Source organism: Agrobacterium sp. ST15.16.024 (assembly GCF_027956545.1).
Classification (GTDB): Bacteria; Pseudomonadota; Alphaproteobacteria; order Rhizobiales; family Rhizobiaceae; genus Agrobacterium; species Agrobacterium cucumeris.
On record NZ_JAQKGO010000001.1, the window covers coordinates 708,385 to 725,211 of the forward strand.

At 60.7% G+C, this 16,827-nt stretch carries 16 protein-coding genes; 10 read left to right on the plus strand and 6 right to left on the minus strand.

What is annotated here, in order from left to right:
• The first annotated feature begins 172 nt into the window (after positions 1–172).
• Complete coding sequence (locus PL640_RS03430) at positions 173–712, plus strand: PilZ domain-containing protein (protein WP_269698851.1); 540 nt, start codon at positions 173–175, stop codon at positions 710–712.
• Between the two features lie 68 nt (positions 713–780).
• On the opposite strand, the gene PL640_RS03435 is transcribed toward PL640_RS03430, so the two are convergent.
• The 3 genes from PL640_RS03435 to PL640_RS03445 form a co-directional block, all read right to left on the minus strand.
• Complete coding sequence (locus PL640_RS03435) at positions 781–1,095, minus strand: BrnA antitoxin family protein (RefSeq protein ID WP_271360791.1); 315 nt, start codon at positions 1,093–1,095, stop codon at positions 781–783.
• A complete protein-coding gene (locus PL640_RS03440) occupies positions 1,074–1,352 on the minus strand; it encodes a BrnT family toxin (RefSeq protein ID WP_142839243.1) in 279 nt (92 codons plus the stop codon). Before PL640_RS03440 ends, PL640_RS03435 begins: the two co-directional genes overlap by 22 nt.
• A 71-nt stretch (positions 1,353–1,423) precedes the next feature.
• Complete coding sequence (locus tag PL640_RS03445) at positions 1,424–2,113, minus strand: HAD family hydrolase (protein ID WP_142839244.1); 690 nt, start codon at positions 2,111–2,113, stop codon at positions 1,424–1,426.
• Between the two features lie 233 nt (positions 2,114–2,346).
• On the opposite strand from PL640_RS03445, the gene PL640_RS03450 reads away from it, so the two are divergent.
• Both PL640_RS03450 and PL640_RS03455 read left to right on the plus strand, forming a co-directional pair.
• Entirely contained in the window at positions 2,347–3,027 is a 681-nt protein-coding gene (locus PL640_RS03450; RefSeq protein ID WP_269698546.1) for a GntR family transcriptional regulator, read from the plus strand.
• A gap of 46 nt (positions 3,028–3,073) precedes the next feature.
• The gene (locus PL640_RS03455; protein ID WP_271361447.1) at positions 3,074–3,550 is read left to right on the plus strand and encodes a DUF1284 domain-containing protein; all 477 of its coding nucleotides are present in this window, start codon (positions 3,074–3,076) and stop codon (positions 3,548–3,550) included.
• A 52-nt stretch (positions 3,551–3,602) separates the two neighbouring features.
• Here PL640_RS03455 and PL640_RS03460 read toward each other — a convergent pair whose 3' ends face one another.
• Positions 3,603–4,703 carry a hypothetical protein gene (locus PL640_RS03460; protein ID WP_271360792.1) on the minus strand — a complete coding sequence of 367 codons (1,101 nt, stop codon included), beginning with the start codon at positions 4,701–4,703 and terminating at the stop codon, positions 3,603–3,605.
• Between the two features lie 234 nt (positions 4,704–4,937).
• On the opposite strand from PL640_RS03460, the gene PL640_RS03465 reads away from it, so the two are divergent.
• The 3 genes from PL640_RS03465 to PL640_RS03475 all read left to right on the plus strand — a co-directional run bounded on the left by PL640_RS03465 (position 4,938) and on the right by PL640_RS03475 (position 9,009).
• Positions 4,938–6,083 (plus strand): site-specific DNA-methyltransferase, encoded by a 1,146-nt coding sequence (locus PL640_RS03465; RefSeq protein WP_142839247.1) that lies wholly within the window; start codon positions 4,938–4,940, stop codon positions 6,081–6,083.
• 614 nt (positions 6,084–6,697) lie between these two features.
• Entirely contained in the window at positions 6,698–7,210 is a 513-nt protein-coding gene (locus PL640_RS03470) for a hypothetical protein (RefSeq protein ID WP_271360793.1), read from the plus strand.
• Between the two features lie 284 nt (positions 7,211–7,494).
• Complete coding sequence (locus PL640_RS03475; protein ID WP_271360794.1) at positions 7,495–9,009, plus strand: DegQ family serine endoprotease; 1,515 nt, start codon at positions 7,495–7,497, stop codon at positions 9,007–9,009.
• A gap of 66 nt (positions 9,010–9,075) precedes the next feature.
• On the opposite strand, the gene PL640_RS03480 is transcribed toward PL640_RS03475, so the two are convergent.
• Positions 9,076–9,687 carry an HAD family hydrolase gene (locus tag PL640_RS03480; protein WP_271360795.1) on the minus strand — a complete coding sequence of 204 codons (612 nt, stop codon included), beginning with the start codon at positions 9,685–9,687 and terminating at the stop codon, positions 9,076–9,078.
• A gap of 80 nt (positions 9,688–9,767) precedes the next feature.
• Positions 9,768–10,877, minus strand: coding sequence for an A/G-specific adenine glycosylase (mutY, locus tag PL640_RS03485; RefSeq protein WP_271361448.1), 1,110 nt, complete (start codon positions 10,875–10,877; stop codon positions 9,768–9,770).
• 126 nt (positions 10,878–11,003) lie between these two features.
• Between mutY and PL640_RS03490 the strand changes: the two genes are divergently transcribed.
• From PL640_RS03490 to PL640_RS03505, 4 genes are all read left to right on the plus strand, one after another.
• Positions 11,004–11,468, plus strand: a complete 465-nt coding sequence (locus PL640_RS03490; protein WP_271360796.1) for a hypothetical protein — start codon at positions 11,004–11,006, stop codon at positions 11,466–11,468.
• A 26-nt stretch (positions 11,469–11,494) separates the two neighbouring features.
• Complete coding sequence (locus PL640_RS03495; protein WP_142839251.1) at positions 11,495–12,016, plus strand: DUF721 domain-containing protein; 522 nt, start codon at positions 11,495–11,497, stop codon at positions 12,014–12,016.
• Positions 12,017–12,144: 128 nt separating this feature from the next.
• On the plus strand, positions 12,145–12,825 hold the full coding sequence (locus PL640_RS03500) for a DsbA family protein (protein WP_142839252.1): 681 nt from the start codon (positions 12,145–12,147) through the stop codon (positions 12,823–12,825).
• An 84-nt stretch (positions 12,826–12,909) separates the two neighbouring features.
• Positions 12,910–16,377, plus strand: a complete 3,468-nt coding sequence (locus PL640_RS03505) for a chromosome segregation SMC family protein (RefSeq protein WP_271360797.1) — start codon at positions 12,910–12,912, stop codon at positions 16,375–16,377.
• Positions 16,378–16,827 lie beyond the last annotated feature (450 nt).

Sequence of the window (16,827 nt, forward strand, 5' to 3'; positions counted from 1 at the left end):
TTTGAAAATTCAAGCAAAACCGAACATGCCAATCGATTTTTTCCGGCGTCGCTGCTATAGACCATCGCCAACCTGCGTGAAAGGTCAATAAACAGCGTCTCCGGTTCGGTTCCGGGACAATGGAGAGGGAATTAGAAGAGTGTCAGGGAATTTCTTGCGTTTGTCCGCCGCGATGTCGCTTCTGGCCGTCGTTGCAGGGTGCAATTCCTCCAATCCAGCGGACTCGCTTGCCGTCAACCCTCCGGCGGCGCAGGCCAATGCCGTTGCCCCCGTGGTGCAGGCCAACTGCCCGACGGTCACGGTTCTCGACGCCAGCGCCGTCCACCGCGTTTATGCCGGCGGCGCCAAGGATGATCCGCAGAAGCTTGCCTATCAGGTCTCGCTGTCAGATACGACGCGCTCCTGCACCGCAAACGAAACGACGCTGACAGTGAACGTGCTGGCCCAGGGCCGTCTCGTTCCCGGCCCCTTGGCCAAGCCCGGCCGCGTCACAGTTCCGATCCGCGTGACGGTGAAGGACGGTGATGGCGAAATCTACGGCGAAACGACCAATTTCGCCATCGATGTCCCGGCAGGCGCCGCCGGCACGCAGTTCATCTTCAACAATGACCACGTCGCCATTCCCAATGGACCGGGCGGCGCACCGAAGTCGGTCAACGTCTATATCGGCTTCGGCGGCGAGAGCGCCAAGGCAAAGACCAGGCGCCGGTGATTTGACGGGCTAGATGAAAAAAACCGGAGGCTGCTTTTGCAGGCTCCGGCCTTGAACAGAATATGGGGTTAAATTCCAGCAGCCTTTCGTAGCGCGTCATTGATGCGGCTCTGCCACCCTCTGCCGCCCTCGCGGAAACTCTCCAGCACGTCCTCATCGAGACGTAAAGTCACCTGTTTTTTGGGCTTATCAAGCGCAGGGCGACCACGTGACTTTCGGTACTCGTCGACGGCCTCGAAGAAGGCGGGGGGAAGAACGTCGCGCGCGGGGCGCATATTTGAAAGTTCCTCTTCCGTCATTTCCGGGAAATCGACCGCGTTCCAGTCCGCTTCGGTATAGCCGCGTCCGGGTTTGAATTCTTTCAGTTTTGCAGCTTTGGCCATGGCAGCATCCTTCTTTCCTGGGAACTCGCCCAACGGAAGCTGATGATGGATATCGCTTCTGTTCCGACAGTCGCAAAAATAACGGCCACAGTCCCGTTCCGGAAATGTCCTATCGCCTTGAAGCGCGAACTTCCCGATCCGGCCTGGCTTTTCTCGATGATGGCGTTCTCCCAGTCAAAGCCATCGATATCTGCAAAGTCGAAGCCGTGCTTCTCGATATTGGCGAGCCTCTTGGGCTCGTCCCATATGACTTTCATGAATTAATGTAGCTACATTTATTAAAAGATCAATGTAGCTATTCAGATCATGAAAGAAGCGCTTTCACAACTCAGAAAGCGCCTTCCCACTCCGCCATTGCCGCAATCACGGCGGGCAGGTCCTGCATGCGCGAAATCACCGTTTCCGCGCCGGCATCGGTCAGCCGGTCGGCGTGGCTCGGATAGGTGTGGGATGCGCCAGTAAAGCCGATGACGCGCATGCCTGCGGCCCTCGCGCCATGGATGCCGTGTACGGAATCCTCGATGACGACCGCGCGATCGGGCGAGACGCCGAACTGGGTGGCACCATGCAGGAAGATGTCGGGCTTCGGCTTCACGCGGTCGGCGCCGAGGTCCTTGGCAGAATAGATATGCGGCGCGAAATAGGGCTTCAGGCCGACTTTCGTCAGCATCATGTCGAGGCGGTGGCTGGAAGAGTTCGAGCAGATGCAGCGCGGTGTCGTCAGGCGCGACAGCGCGAATTTAACACCCTCGATGATCTTCACGTCGCGTTCCAGCCGCATGTCGAGCAGCTTTTCAGACTTGTCGAGCAGCGACGCGGAGAGCGGAATGCTGGCTTCGCTTTCCACCTGCAGAAGAATGTTCTTCCAGGTCATGCCGGCAAAGCGCTCGCCCATTTCTTCGACGGAGATCGGATAACCGGCCTCGGTCAGAAGGCGGGATTCCACCTGCGCCGCGATGATTTCGGAATCGACCAGAACGCCGTCGCAGTCGAAAATAATGAGGTCGAAGCCGCTCATGGGCGCTCCCTGTATCGAATGTGCCTGGAAAAAGTGATGCCGGGCTTTTAGACCATGTCCGCGTCAAGCTCAACCGGCTCACCCGCAAGGGTCGGTCCCGCCGGGCTCATAGCTTGCCTGTGCCGGACACGGGGAACGCATAAGCGGCTAAGGGATCTAGAATATTCGCCATTGCTTTTTCCCGCCTGCAAAAACCGCTACACAGTCGCGCGGCATATGCGTTATGGGATATTATGCCCAAGCCAGTAAAAACCGCACCTGAAGACACCATTGCCGCACGCATCAGCCGGACGCTCGCCGACCGCATCGTCCGCGGTGAACTGTCGCCGGGTGAACGGCTGCGGCAGGATCACATCGCCGCCGAATTCGGCGCGTCGCATGTGCCGGTTCGCGAGGCGTTTCGCCGGTTGGAAGCGCAGGGGCTGGCCGCCAGCATTCCGCGCCGGGGTGTCCGGGTGGCGGATTTCGGCCTTGACGATGTGCGCGAAGTGGCGGAAATGCGCGCCGCCCTTGAGGTTCTGGCGCTGCGCCACGCCATTCCCAACATGACGTCAGCCATTCTCGATCAGGCCGAGGCGGCGACGCTGGAAGGTGATAGCGCCGTTGACGTGCAGCACTGGGAAGAGGCCAATCGCCGCTTCCATCGCCTCATCACGGCACCCTGCAACATGCCGCGCCTGATGGAGGCGATCGACGGCCTGCATGCGGCAAGCGCCCGTTTCCTGTTTTCCGCCTGGCGGGCCGGCTGGGAGCGCCGCACCGATACTGACCACCGTGCAATCATCGATGCGCTGCGCGGCGGCAGGGCAGAGGAGGCGGTACGCATTCTCGACGGACATGTGCAATGGATCGGCCGCAAGGCGATCCGCACCTCGTCCGGCTCGGTGCGCGACGCCTTCGCGATTGTCGGATAGGCGGCGGCGCTTGACTGTCCGGCTCCGCCCCCACCATCTTCTGTGTATGCTGACCTATGTCGGCAAGGGCTATACTTCCGGCTTCGTCGAAAATTACGACCGCGTCGCCGCCCGGCTGAATACAGGCGACGAGGATATCGAGCTGGTGGATGGACCGGATGATATCTGCACCGGCCTGCTTTGCGAAAGCCATGCGCACTGTTTTAACGAAGGCGTGGTGCAGCGGGACGAGGCGGCGCGGGGTTCAGTGTCGACGCTCTTGAACGAGACGCTTGCCCCCGGAAAACGACTGCGGGCAACGCCGGACTTTCTTGCAAGAATGCGTCTCGCCTTCGCCGCCGGAGACATCCGGCAGGCCTGTCGTGGTTGCCAGTGGATAAGGCTTTGCGACCGTATCGCAGCATCAGGCTTTGCCGGGGTGAAGATAGGGGAGCCGTTGCAGACAGTGCCGAAGGATGCGGCGCGTTTCTCGAAGCATCCGATGCTCAGTCCCAAATATGGGTCGGATGGCCGGAAATTGTGACGCCTTCTCTTTCCTCACTCCTGTGAAAGGCACAGGAGTGAGGTGAGAGGGCTTACTCCGGCACATTAGTCTCGGTCCGCTCTGCCGCCTTCACCGTTGCCTTGATCTCCTTCGGGTCTCGCCCGGATTTCTTGTCGTAGCTCACCTTCACCGAATAATCGCCGGGATGCAGCGTTTCCTGATGCTGTGTGCCGTAGCGACCGGAAATTTCCTTCTGCGTGCCCTGCAGATCCTTGGTGATCTCGACGATATCGATCCGCTCCGCACCGGGGGCGGTGATGGCGAGAACGCCCGCATCGAGATCAAGGGTGATTTCCGAGCGTTTTCCGGCGGTCACCGTGAAAGGTTGCTCCACCGTCACCTTGCCCAGACGGGCCCGCATGACGAAATCGCCTGCCGGCATTTCCATCATCTTGCCCGTGCCGTAAATGCCGTTGATGGTCTGGCGCGTGCCATCAAGGGTTTCCTTGGCTGACATCGCCTCGAAACGAATGTCGTCGGTTTCAACCGCTTTGCCGCCCTGGGCATAAACCGCCTTGGCAATCACCACGCCGCTCGGGATGACAAGGTCGTGGCTGATCGTTTCGCCCGCCTTGACGGCAAGTGTTTCCTGCACCCGCGCCGGACCGATGCTGCCGGTGAGAACAATCTCGCCCGCCGGCACGAAGACGGCATTCTGGCCATAGACGCTGTCCTTGAAATCGCCCTTGGTGATTTCGGTTTTCGCCTGAGTTTCCACATCGCCATCGGGGCTACGTTTCGGCACGACAGTCAGTTCCGCCGCATCGAAATTCACCTTCGGCCTTGCGACGCTGCCATCCTTCACCTCGAAGGCAATTTCGCGGGACACATTGCCCAGCGCCGCAACACCGACATATTTGCCGGCCGGCAGTTTTGCCTCGAAGGTGGCGTCATAGGAGCCGCCGGCATTCTCGTCGGTTCGCGCTCCAGCCCGGTCGGTCTTGTAGAAATCCCAACGCACCTTGTTGCTGTTGCCAAGCGAGGGGCCGCCATTAAACAGCACCGCATCCGTCACCACGTTAAATTGCGCCGAGGGCGCCTGCGCCCGCAATGGCGACGGCAGCGCCGCAACGACAAGCGCAGCACATGCGACATTTACGGAAAAAGAAGCCATTTTCATCATCGACCCCATTGCGGATCACCCCTTGCCATTGCCGTCTTCCTGCCGCGTCGAACTGCGCGACAGACTAACCCGTTGTGCACAACGTTTTTGCGCCGCTTCGGGTTCCCCGCCGGTCGCCGCAAATCCCACATCGCGGCCGCTACAGCCATTTATTTTGCGTTTTCCGTGACTTGTTCAGGCTTTGATAACCATCTTCGGTAACCATAAGCATCAGTAGAGAGTAAGCGTATGGAGCGAGTACCAATGGCAGCAGTTTTTCCGCTGGCCGATTTTCGGCGTGCCGGTTTTGATCGTGCGGGCGAGAGTGACGCCTGGAAAGACAGCATCATCAAAGGTGATTGTGTCGCTGCCTTGGATGCCCTCCCGAGCCAGTCGGTGGATGCGATTTTCGCCGACCCGCCCTATAATCTCCAGCTTGGCGGCACGCTTCACCGACCCGATCAGTCGCTGGTTGATGCCGTCGATGACGAATGGGACCAGTTCGCCTCCTTCGATGCCTATGACGCCTTCACCCGCGCCTGGCTGCTCGCCTGCCGCCGCGTGCTGAAACCGAACGGCACCATCTGGGTCATCGGCTCCTACCACAATATCTTCCGCGTCGGCGCCATGCTCCAGAACCTCGATTTCTGGATCCTCAACGATATCGTCTGGCGCAAGACCAACCCCATGCCCAATTTCAAGGGCCGCCGTTTCCAGAACGCCCATGAGACCATGATCTGGGCAAGCCGTGATCCGAAAGCCAAAAGCTACACCTTCAACTACGATGCACTGAAGGCCTCCAACGACGATGTGCAGATGCGCTCCGACTGGCTGTTCCCGATCTGCAGCGGCCATGAGCGGCTGAAGGGCGAGGACGGCAAGAAGGTACATCCCACTCAGAAGCCGGAAGCCCTGCTGGCGCGCATCATCATGGCGTCCACCAAGCCGGGTGACATCGTGCTCGACCCGTTCTTCGGTTCCGGCACCACGGGTGCTGTCGCAAAACGCCTCGGCCGCCACTTCGTCGGCATCGAGCGCGAGCAGGATTATATCGACGCGGCATCCGCCCGCATCGCCGCCGTCGAGCCGCTCGGCAAGGCCGAACTGACCGTCATGACCGGCAAGAAGGCCGAACCGCGCGTTGCCTTCAACACGCTGGTCGAAAGCGGCCTCGTCCGCCCCGGCCAGGTTCTGACGGATGCAAGACGCCGTTATAGCGCCATTATTCGTGCGGATGGTACCCTGGCATCCGGCGGGACCGCCGGCTCCATTCACCGCTTAGGCGCGAAGGTGCAGGGTCTAGACGCATGCAACGGATGGACGTTCTGGCATTTCGAGGACGGCGACGAACTGAAGCCGATCGATGATCTCAGAACCATCATTCGCAGTGAAATGGCAAAGGCCGAATAGTCGAAAGCCCAAAAGGCTGAAGACGGACGATCCACCGCCCGCCCTTGTCAGAATACGTCTCTGTCCGGTTTAGTACCTTCAGTCCCGGATGGAGAACGACCAACGCCCGGCACCCTGGTGTCGGGCGTTGGTATTTTCGAATATAAAACTTTAGCCAGACAAGTTTCGCGCAAGAGACGGCCCATACTGTCTGGGTCAAAGCAGTGGTTGTGGAAATCCGGTTCGGACAGATCACGAAAACACTGCTGTCCCATGCCGCTTGCGGCAGGACTGGCGCAGGCCGGAGACCGCCATTTCCGCCTGCGCCAATTTTCTTTTTGGGGTTCCCCCAAGCTTTCCGGCGCCCCCAGATAACGGCTCTACGTCCAAAAAAATCATGAGAACAGGGCAATAAAGCACGCCTCTGATTCCGTTTAGTCAGGATGTGCTCTGGTGACCAAGTCTTAACAATAGATGTCCGGCGCGTTACGGAAGATTAACGTGACGCTACACATGGCGGGGAGTACATATTCTTCCAGGCTGAGTGTCGCCGGCGACCAAAAACGATCGCGACGCGACGATGCGAGACAGCCGGATTCGCGGGCCATTGCCTGTGATGAACAAGGAGGCGTGCCATGCGCTCGCTTTTAAAAACAGTCACAATAGCATCCTTCATTCTGGCAGTTGCCTCGGGCGGCGCGTTCGCGGCCGAGCACGGTGGTCACGGTGGCGGTCATGGTGGGGAGCACAGTGACGGGGCCCACGGTTTCCATGACAGCGACCGGGGCGGCGGTTTCCATGGTGACCGTGATCGGGGTTTCTTCAAGTCCGACAACTATGTCGACTGGGGTGACCTTGCCACCGGCTATTATAATGCCCCTCCGATGAGCTACAGCTATCAGGGACCACATCATCTGGCCCGCGTTCTGAATGAAGTGCGCGTCGCCGATCACCGGATCGATCTCGAACGTCAGCAGGGCAAGCTGACGGCCAGCTCTTTCAGCAAGTTGGAAAAAGAGGCCGCGGGCATACGCACGCAGGCCTTGAGAACAGCCGACATGCATCGCGGCGGCATTCCATTCAAGACATTCGCCACGCTTCAAGGTGAAGTCCGGCAGCTTGATCGGAACATCGTGCGCATGAGCTGACCGGGACGTTTCGATCCTCGTTTCCGAGGATCGGACTTCCCCTCAGAAAGCAAAGCATCAGGAGGGTGCGCCGGTGAGACCCGCCCTCCTAACTCCAGGGCCCGGTAGGGAAAACCTGCCGATTTTCTAGAGACATGTAACACAAGGCACCGTGCGTCCCCATCGGGATGCACGAGGATTTGGCATTGCCCATCTTATGCGCAGCCGGGATCTGGTTGCCGGAAGGGCATCGTATAGCGACGGCGCGGTTTCGGCTGCGCATGTCCTCACAAAGGAGAAACGTCATGTCCGGCATTCTACGCAGATATCGCATTGCAGCTTTGCTTGGCGCAGCCTTTGTCGCCGCACCGCTTGTGCTGCCCGTCTTTCTGCATAACACACCCGCTTTTGCCCAGGCCGGATTATCGGCCGTCCCCGGCCCGGTGACGTCGGGCGGTTCCTTCGCCGGGATCGTTGCCGCCGACAAGCCGGCGGTGGTGACCGTCACCACCGAAATGAAAACGCAGGAACAGGCGACCGATGACACCACGCCGTTCGACCAGCAGTTTCGGCAGTTCTTCGGCGAGCAGGGCATTCCCCTGCCGCAACAGCAGCCGCAGCAGCGCCAATCCCAGACCGCGGAAGCACTGGGTTCCGGCTTCATCATCTCGCCGGACGGCTATATCGTCACCAATAATCACGTCATCGACAATGCCACCTCCATCAAGGTGACGCTGGATGACGGCACGGAGCTTCCCGCCACGCTTGTTGGCGCCGATCCGAAATCGGATCTGGCCGTCCTCAAGATCACCGCTTCCAAGCCTCTGGCAGTGATTTCCTGGGGAGATTCCGACAGGCTGAAGGCCGGCGATCAGATATTGGCGATCGGCAATCCGTTCGGCATAGGTACCACGGTCACGGCCGGTATCGTCTCGGCCCGCGGGCGTGACCTGCACAGCGGACCCTATGACGATTTCATCCAGATCGACGCGCCGATCAATCACGGCAATTCCGGTGGTCCGCTGGTCGATGTCGAAGGCAAGGTCGTCGGCATCAACACGGCGATCTATTCGCCGAATGGCGGCAGCGTCGGTGTCGGTTTCGCCATTCCCTCCGATCAGGCGCAGAATGTCGTCGTCCGCCTCATGAAGGATGGGTCGATCCATCACGGCTTCATTGGCGTTCAGATACAGCCGGTGACCCCTGACGTGGCCAACGCCATCGGCCTTGCCACGCCGGAAGGCGCGCTGGTCGCCAAGGTGGAAACGAGCACACCTGCAGGCCGCGCCGGCATCAGGACCGGCGACGTGATTACCGCGCTCGGCGGACAGACGATCAAGTCCCCGCGCGATCTGTCGCGCATGGTCGCAGATCTGTCGCCGGGCCAGAAGGAACACGTCACGGTCTGGCGTCAGGGCGAGACCCGCGACCTGCTTCTCACCGTGGGTGGCAATGATGGCCAGAGCGCACAGGCATCCCCTGACAATGGCCAGCAGAAGGGCGATGCCTCATCGCAAGCCCTGCCAATGATCGGTATCGGACTGGCGGATATCACCCCGGCGATCCGTGAAGCCCTCAATCTCCCGCAGAATGAAAAGGGCACGATCGTCGAAAGCGTGACACCCTCCAAACCCGCCGCCGAGGCTGGTTTGCAGGCAGGCGACGTGATCGTTTCAGTCAATCAGACGGCGGTGAAATCGGCGGGTGATGCCAAGGCGGCCATTGCGCAGGCGGGCAAGGCGGGTCGCAAATCCGTTCTGCTGCTCATCCAGCGCGGCGATTCGCAGACCTATGTCGCCGTGCCCTTCGCACAGGGCTGAACCCCGGTTTTCCGGTAAAATTGCAAGGAACGGGCAACTCCATCGGAGCTGCCCGTTCTGTTATTTTCAGACATCCACCCCATAATCCCGCAGATCCTGCCGCAGCTTTTCCGCGCCGGTGAAGTGCACCGCCTGCCAGCCGGCCTGCTTTGCGCCCTCCACGTTCGCCAGCGTATCGTCGATGAAGATGCTGGCCGCGGGGTTGAGGCCGAATTCCTTTGCGTGCAGATCGTAGATCGCCACGTCAGGCTTCAGGAGCTTCACATCGCCGGAGACCGTCACGCCGCGCGGCAGGGTGAGGAAGGGGAACATCTTCTGCGCTTCACGAAAGGTGTCGGAAGCGAAGTTGGTCAGCATCGTCACGTCGTGACCGGCGTCGATCAGGCCAACCATGATCGCGACGCTCTCGTCATAGGAATGCGAGACCATTTCGTGCCAGAACTTGCGGAAGGCGCGAATATGCTCTTCCCGCTCGGGAAATTGCTCCAGCAACAGCGCTTCGGCATCCTCCCAGCGGCGACCGCGATCCTGTTCGAGGTTCCAGTCATGGGTGCAGACATTCTCGAAGAACCATTTGCGCTCGTCGGCATCGGGAATGAGGCGGCTATAGGGAATATGCGGATCGTAATGGATCAGCACCTTGCCGATGTCGAATACGATATGCTCAATCTTGGTCATCGAAACTTCCTGCTTTCATCGAACATCAGCGCGTCTTTCAAACGCTCTAAATCTTTGAGTTGCATCGTCCCTGTCGAAAATCAATTTTGATTTTCGGGCCGATACGCGGATGGAATAGCTTGGATGATGACTTTTTTCATCACCGTTGGCAGCGCCTGCGCGTCAAGATTTGTAACCGGCTCCCACCATCCGTCATCCGGGCCGGTTTTGAGGCTATCCGGCACCTGCGCGCGATAGACGGTGAGCCGCAGTTCGAAATGGGTGAAGACATGCACGATGACGCCCGCCGCCTGCCAGCCGGCGGCAAACGGCGCGTGGCTCGCCTCCGTGCCGCCATCCACACGGGCGGTCCACGCCGTTGTCGGCACCTCGGTCATGCCGCCGAGAAGCCCGCTTTCGATGCGCCGCCGCAGCAGGATTTCGCCGCTCGAATTCACCGCCACGAAGGCCGCGCCGAGCCGCACGGGTTTGGCCTTCTTCGCCGCCTTCACCGGAAAACGCTCCGGCTCGTCACGCGCAAGCGCCAGACAGGCGCCATTGAACGGACAGAGTGCGCAGGCCGGCCGCTTCGGCGTGCAGATCGTCGCGCCGAGATCCATCATCGCCTGGGCGAAATCACCGGGTCGGTCGGCTGGCGTGAGCGCGGCCACCTTCGCTTTCATGGCCGGTTTGGAACCGGGCAAAGGAGCGTCTATGACGAAGAGCCGGGAAATGACGCGCTCCACATTGCCGTCCATCACTGCCGCCTGCCGGTTAAACGCGATGGCCGCCACGGCGGCGGCGGTATAATCGCCGATGCCGGGCAGCTCTTTCAGGCCTGCCTCGCTGTCTGGAAAAATGCCGCCATGGTCGCGCGCCACGGCTTCCGCGCATTTCTTGAGGTTGCGGGCGCGGGCATAATAACCAAGCCCTGCCCATGCCGCCATGACGTCTTCGACCGGTGCCGCCGCCAGATCGCTGACGGTCGGCCAGGCGGCGAGAAACTTCAGGAAATAGGGTTTGACCGCCTGCACCGTCGTCTGCTGCAGCATCACCTCCGACAGCCAGACGTGATAGGGATCGGCGCGTTTTCCCTGTGCCGCCATGGCCGGAGACGTGCGCCATGGCAGCTCGCGATGGTGCCGGTCGTACCATGCCAGAAGTTGTTTCGCCGTCGGATGTGATATTTGTTGTCGCGCATATGTGTTCATCGCCGCTGAACATAGAGACGGCGCGGCAATCTGCAACAGCGCCCTGTCGTGGCGAGGCGGAAAACGGCATCCGGCGGTGAACGCCATCACATCGAGACCCACCATCCGTTTCAGGAGGACCAACCCATGCCGAACGCGCTGCTGGAAAACATACCCCAACCGCTCCTTCATATTGTCGGAGCTCTTCTCGCATTGTGCCTGATCATCAGCCTGCTGAACCGCATCAGTCGGCTGTGCTTTGGCACGCAGAACGGGGTCGCCCTGGTGACGGCGCGGGTAATCCGGCACATTCGTGAGCTGGAAATGACGCGGGAAAAACCGTCACGCCGTTTTCGGATTTTTGAATCGGGTTTCTGGGCGATTTTTTGCCATGGCCTGTGGATATATCTGTTCGTCGTTCTGGCCTGCATGTTGGTGATTGCTTTTATCTCGGATAAGCCGGGCATCCTTCATCTGAAGATTTTGGCTGCGGGCTATTTCCTCTTTGGATGTTGGGTGGCGGGAATGATACGCTTGGGCGCCCGCCGGGACTGGCGACGATTCCGTGCGCTGTTGCGCGGCGAAGAAGGTGACGACGGCGCGACCGCTTGAGGTCGTTTGCCTCTGTCGAGGAGAGCATGAAGAAACCTGCAGATTCGTTCCGCAAGGGCGTCGTACAGATCGCCGAAGTCGCCAACGGCATCATGGATCCCGTGCTGTCGAAGCGGGCGGGCATCAACACGGCATTGCTCGGCTCCTGGGACGAGATCGCGGGCGATGACTTCGCCGATTGCACCCGGCCGGAAAAGATCACCTGGCCGCGCCGCGATGAGGGGCCGGATCGCGGCGGTTATCAGCCCGGCGTGCTGACCATCGCCTGCGAAGGCGCGCGCGCCTTGTTTCTCACCCATGCACAGGGCGAACTCATCGCTCGCATCAACGGTTTTTTCGGCTTTCCGGCGGTGCGCCAGATCCGGATCGTGCAGAAGCCGGTTTCGCAAACCATTGCCCGCAAAAGAAAACCGCCGCCGCTGCGCGGTGATGCGGCAAAACGTCTCGATGACATGATGCAAGGCATCGAGAGCGAAGCGCTGCGCAAGGCGGTGGAGCGGCTTGGCACGGCGGTGTTGCAGAAAAAGCCGCCGCGCAGGACGATTTGATGAAAGGCGCTGTCCTTGACTGGTCACAATTCTTTGACAAGAAGAGTTCAAAACCCCGCTTGTGATGAACAGGCCGTCGCTATATCGGAATCAACAGACAATAGAGTCTATTACCAACAGGTGCTTTCATGCATTTTCCCGAACTGACCATTTCCCGTCGCGGCCTTCTCGGCGGTGTTGCCCTTGCTGCCGTTGCTGCGGCCCTGCCGTTTGCCTTCACGCCCGGTATTGCCGAGGCGCAGGAATTGCCTGAATCCACTGGCGATGTGGATATGGCTGCGGTGATGAAGCCCGGCCCGCTGCCGGAAGCAGCGCTCGGTGATGCCAACGCACCCGTCAAGATCGTCGAATACATGTCGATGACCTGCCCGCACTGCGCCAACTTCCACAACAAGACCTTCGAAGAGATCAAGAAAAAATACATTGATACCGGCAAGGTCTATTTCGTGCTGCGCGAATTCCCGTTCGATCCGCGCGCTGCTGCCGCCTTCATGCTGGCGCGCTGCGCCCCTGAAGGCCAGTATTTCCCCTTCGTTTCCATGCTGTTCAAGCAGCAGCAGAGCTGGGCTGTAGCCCAGGATGCGCGCGCCGCCCTGCTGCAATTGTCGAAAATGGCCGGTTTCTCACAGGAGTCTTTCGAGGCCTGCTTGACGAACCAGAAACTTCTGGATGATGTGAACGCAACCATGCAACGCGGTGCGACGGAATTCGGCATCAACTCCACGCCGACTTTCATCATCAACGGCAAGAAATACGCGGGAGACATGTCGGTTGAAAACATGTCGGCTGTCATCGACAAGCTGCTCTGATCGCCGAACCCTGAAAGAAACGGGCGGCGGATACTTCCGTTCGCCCGTTTTTTATTGCCTGTCTTGCGGCCGGAGCATGACGGCATGAAGTTCAACAAGCTGCGCGTTGTCGGTTTCAAATCCTTCGTTGAACCTTCCGAATTCATCATCGAGCCGGGGCTCACCGGTGTCGTCGGCCCGAATGGCTGCGGCAAGTCCAATCTGGTGGAAGCGCTTCGCTGGGTGATGGGCGAAAACTCCTACAAGAACATGCGCGCCTCCGGCATGGATGACGTGATCTTCTCCGGTTCCGGCAATCGGCCAGCCCGCAACACCGCCGAAGTTGGCCTCTATCTCGACAATTCCGACCGCACCGCCCCCGCCGCCTTCAACGATGCCGATGAAATTCAGGTGACGCGGCGCATCGAGCGCGAAAACGGCTCGGTCTACCGCATCAACGGCAAGGAAGCCCGCGCCAAGGATGTGCAGTTGCTGTTTGCGGATGCCTCCACCGGCGCGCGCTCGCCCTCCATGGTGGGGCAGGGCCGTATCGGCGAACTCATCAATGCCAAGCCGCAGGCCCGCCGCCAGCTGCTGGAAGAGGCGGCCGGCATTTCCGGCCTGCATTCCCGCCGCCACGAGGCCGAGCTTCGCCTGCGCGCCGCCGAGACCAATCTGGAGCGGCTGGAGGATGTGACCGCCCAGCTGGAAAGCCAGATCGAAAGCCTCAAACGCCAGGCGCGGCAGGCCAACCGTTTCAAGATGCTGTCCGCCGATATCCGCGCCCGCGAGGCGACCCTGCTGCACATCCGCTGGGTGGAGGCGAAGGAAGCCGAAGGCGAGGCGGAAAGCGCGCTTAATCAGGCGACCAACATCGTCGCCGAAAAGGCGCAAGGGCAGATGGAAGCGGCCAAGCAGCAGGGCATTGCCAGCCTGAAACTGCCGGAACTGCGCGAGGACGAGGCCCGCGTTGCCGCCGCCCTGCAACGCCTGCAGATTGCCCGCACCCAGCTGGATGACGAGGCGAACCGCCTGCTTCGCCGCCGCGACGAGCTGGCGCGCCGTCTGTCGCAGCTTGGCGAGGACATCGTCCGCGAGGAACGGCTTGTCTCCGACAATGCCCAGATACTGGCGCGGCTGGATGAGGAAGAGGCCGAACTCCTCGAAATCCTGTCCGATTCCGGCCGCCATGCCGACGAAATGCGCGAAGCCTTCGAAGCTGCGGCCGTCAAGCTGGCGGAAAGCGAAGCCATCTTCACCGCCATCACCGCCGAGCGCGCCGAGGCGGCTGCCGGCCGTCAGCAACTGGAGCGGGCGATCCGTGATCTTTCCGACCGCAAACTAAGGCTCGAACGGCAATCGCAGGAGGCATCCGCCGAGATCGAGGCCGTCGACGAAAAACTCTCCGGCCTTCCCGACCCCGCAGAACGGCGTGAAGCGGTCGAGGCGGCTGAGATCGCAGTCGAAGACGCGTTGATCGTGGCGGAGGAGGCCGAGGCCGCCGTTGCCGAGGCACGTTCCGCCGAAGCGCTGGCGCGCGGGCCACTGGAAACGGCGAAGAATCGGCTGAACGCGCTGGATACGGAAGCGCGCACCATCACCAAAATCCTCGCCTCCAGTGCCGCTGCCAATGGTAGTTTCACGCCGGTGGCGGAAGAAATGACGGTGGAGCGCGGTTATGAGGCCGCACTTGGCGCGGCGCTTGGCGATGACCTCGAAAGCCCGCTCGATGCCGCAGCACCTGCCTATTGGGGCGGCAATGGCGACGGTGCTGGCGATCCCGCCCTGCCGCAGGGTGTCAAACCGCTTCTGGATTATGCGCAGGCACCCGATGCGCTTAGACGTGCCCTTGCACAGATCGGCGTCGTTGCAGACCTATCGGAAGCCCGGCGCCTGTTGCCTTCACTCAAAGCCGGCCAGCGGCTGGTAACGCGCGAAGGCGCCCTGTTCCGCTGGGACGGCCACATCGCCAGCGCCGATGCACCGGGTGCTGCAGCACTTCGCCTGTCGCAGAAGAACCGCCTCGCCGAAATCGAGACCGAACTGGATGAGGCCCGCTCCATTCTGGAAGAGGCCGAAGATCAGCTTGCCGCGAAAACCGAGGCCATCAGAAGCAGCGAATTGCAGCTTTCGGACGTGCGCGACCGGAGCCGGCTCGCGACCCGTCAGTTTGCCGAAGCACGCGAGGCGCTGACATCAGCCGAACGTGCCTCGGGCGATCTTTTGCGCCGCCGGGATATCGTTTCCGAAGCTCTGAATCAGATCGGCGCGCAGATCGACGAAATCGCCGTCCAGGAAGAAAACGCCCGTATTGAGATAGAAGACGCGCCGGATCTTTCCGTGCTCGATCTCAAGCTGCGCGAAAGCCAGCTCGAAGTCGCGACTGACCGCGGCCTTCTGGCGGAAGCCCGCGCCCGCCACGAGGGCGTGAGCCGCGAGGCGGAAAGCCGCCAGCGCAGAATACAGGCAATCGGGCAGGAGCGTTCCACCTGGCAGTCACGGGCGGCAAGTGCGGCCGATCACATCGCCACGCTGCGCGAACGTGAGGAAGAGGCGCGCGAGGAAATCGCCGAGCTTGATATTGCGCCAGAGGAGTTCGACGAGAAACGCCGCAACCTCCTCAATGAATTGCAGAAGACCGAGGACGCCCGCCGCGACGCCGCCGACCGGCTGGCCGAGGCGGAAAACCTGCAGCGTGCCGCAGACCGGGTGGCCGCAACGGCGCTTTCCGAACTGGCCGAAGCCCGCGAAAAACGCGGCCGTGCCGAAGAACGTCTGGTTTCCGCCCGCGAAAAGCGGCAGGAGACTGAACACCGCATCCGCGAAACACTGAATACCGAGCCGCATATGGCCCTGCGCCTGACCGGCCTTGGCCCGGACCAGCCGAAGCCCGATATTCGCGATGTCGAGCGGGATCTCGACCGGCTGAAGATCGAACGCGAAAGGCTTGGCGCGGTCAATCTGCGTGCCGAGGAAGAGCAGGCCGAGCTTTCCGCCAAGCTCGAGGCGCTCATCAAGGAGCGCGACGATATCATCGATGCCGTGCGCAAGCTGCGGGCCGGCATCCAGAACCTCAACCGCGAGGGCCGTGAGCGGCTGATCGCCGCCTTTGACGTGGTCAATTCGCAGTTCCAGCGACTGTTTACTCATCTGTTCGGCGGTGGCACGGCCGAATTGCAGCTGATCGAATCCGACGATCCACTGGAGGCGGGGCTGGAAATTCTCGCCCGTCCGCCGGGCAAAAAACCACAGACCATGACATTGCTTTCCGGCGGCGAGCAGGCGCTGACAGCCATGGCGCTGATCTTTGCCGTCTTCCTCACCAATCCCGCGCCGATCTGCGTGCTGGACGAGGTGGATGCCCCGCTCGACGACCACAATGTCGAGCGCTACTGCAACCTGATGGACGAGATGGTGGCCTCGACGGAGACCCGCTTCGTCATCATCACCCACAATCCCATCACCATGGCGCGCATGAACCGCCTCTTCGGTGTCACCATGGCCGAACAGGGTGTATCGCAGCTTGTGTCGGTGGACTTGCAGACTGCCGAACAGCTGCGCGAAGCCGTCTGAGGCGGCTTGTTCGGGATCAGCCCCGACTTTTGCTCAATATGAATTTATCTGGCCGTATCACCCATTCGGGTGAGCGACATCACGCGGCATTTTGCTATGTTTTTCGGAACAACCAAGGGCTCTCACCAGACCCCACCATCCGGTTTCCTGTACCGGATGGAATGCCTTGCGAGGCCGCTGCCGTGGCCTCGCAAGGCTTTCTTTTTCCGGTTCATAGGGCTGCGCGGCGGTTTGTATTGGCAATTGTGTCAGGGGAGTACGCCTTTTTCCGTCATGCCGGCCTTGAGCCGGTATCAAGCCAGCCCAAGTCCTTGGGCTGAAAGGACTCTTCCCGTCGCGCGAGAGCCGCGTCGGCTGGATTCCGGCTCAAGGCCGGAATGACGGAAGGAGAGGACACTACGAATCCCGGTAAACGCTGCGCCTGCCATAGCTGTCAATCGTGCAGTGCGG

Coding starts and splice junctions, on each gene's coding strand:
- PL640_RS03430 (WP_269698851.1), top strand. CDS start 173: ATGTCGCTTCTGGCCGTCGTTGCAGGGTGCAATTCCTCCAATCCAGCG.
- PL640_RS03435 (WP_271360791.1), bottom strand. CDS start 1,095: ATGGCCAAAGCTGCAAAACTGAAAGAATTCAAACCCGGACGCGGCTAT.
- PL640_RS03440 (WP_142839243.1), bottom strand. CDS start 1,352: ATGAAAGTCATATGGGACGAGCCCAAGAGGCTCGCCAATATCGAGAAG.
- PL640_RS03445 (WP_142839244.1), bottom strand. CDS start 2,113: ATGAGCGGCTTCGACCTCATTATTTTCGACTGCGACGGCGTTCTGGTC.
- PL640_RS03450 (WP_269698546.1), top strand. CDS start 2,347: ATGCCCAAGCCAGTAAAAACCGCACCTGAAGACACCATTGCCGCACGC.
- PL640_RS03455 (WP_271361447.1), top strand. CDS start 3,074: ATGCTGACCTATGTCGGCAAGGGCTATACTTCCGGCTTCGTCGAAAAT.
- PL640_RS03460 (WP_271360792.1), bottom strand. CDS start 4,703: ATGGGGTCGATGATGAAAATGGCTTCTTTTTCCGTAAATGTCGCATGT.
- PL640_RS03465 (WP_142839247.1), top strand. CDS start 4,938: ATGGCAGCAGTTTTTCCGCTGGCCGATTTTCGGCGTGCCGGTTTTGAT.
- PL640_RS03470 (WP_271360793.1), top strand. CDS start 6,698: ATGCGCTCGCTTTTAAAAACAGTCACAATAGCATCCTTCATTCTGGCA.
- PL640_RS03475 (WP_271360794.1), top strand. CDS start 7,495: ATGTCCGGCATTCTACGCAGATATCGCATTGCAGCTTTGCTTGGCGCA.
- PL640_RS03480 (WP_271360795.1), bottom strand. CDS start 9,687: ATGACCAAGATTGAGCATATCGTATTCGACATCGGCAAGGTGCTGATC.
- mutY (WP_271361448.1), bottom strand. CDS start 10,877: ATGAACACATATGCGCGACAACAAATATCACATCCGACGGCGAAACAA.
- PL640_RS03490 (WP_271360796.1), top strand. CDS start 11,004: ATGCCGAACGCGCTGCTGGAAAACATACCCCAACCGCTCCTTCATATT.
- PL640_RS03495 (WP_142839251.1), top strand. CDS start 11,495: ATGAAGAAACCTGCAGATTCGTTCCGCAAGGGCGTCGTACAGATCGCC.
- PL640_RS03500 (WP_142839252.1), top strand. CDS start 12,145: ATGCATTTTCCCGAACTGACCATTTCCCGTCGCGGCCTTCTCGGCGGT.
- PL640_RS03505 (WP_271360797.1), top strand. CDS start 12,910: ATGAAGTTCAACAAGCTGCGCGTTGTCGGTTTCAAATCCTTCGTTGAA.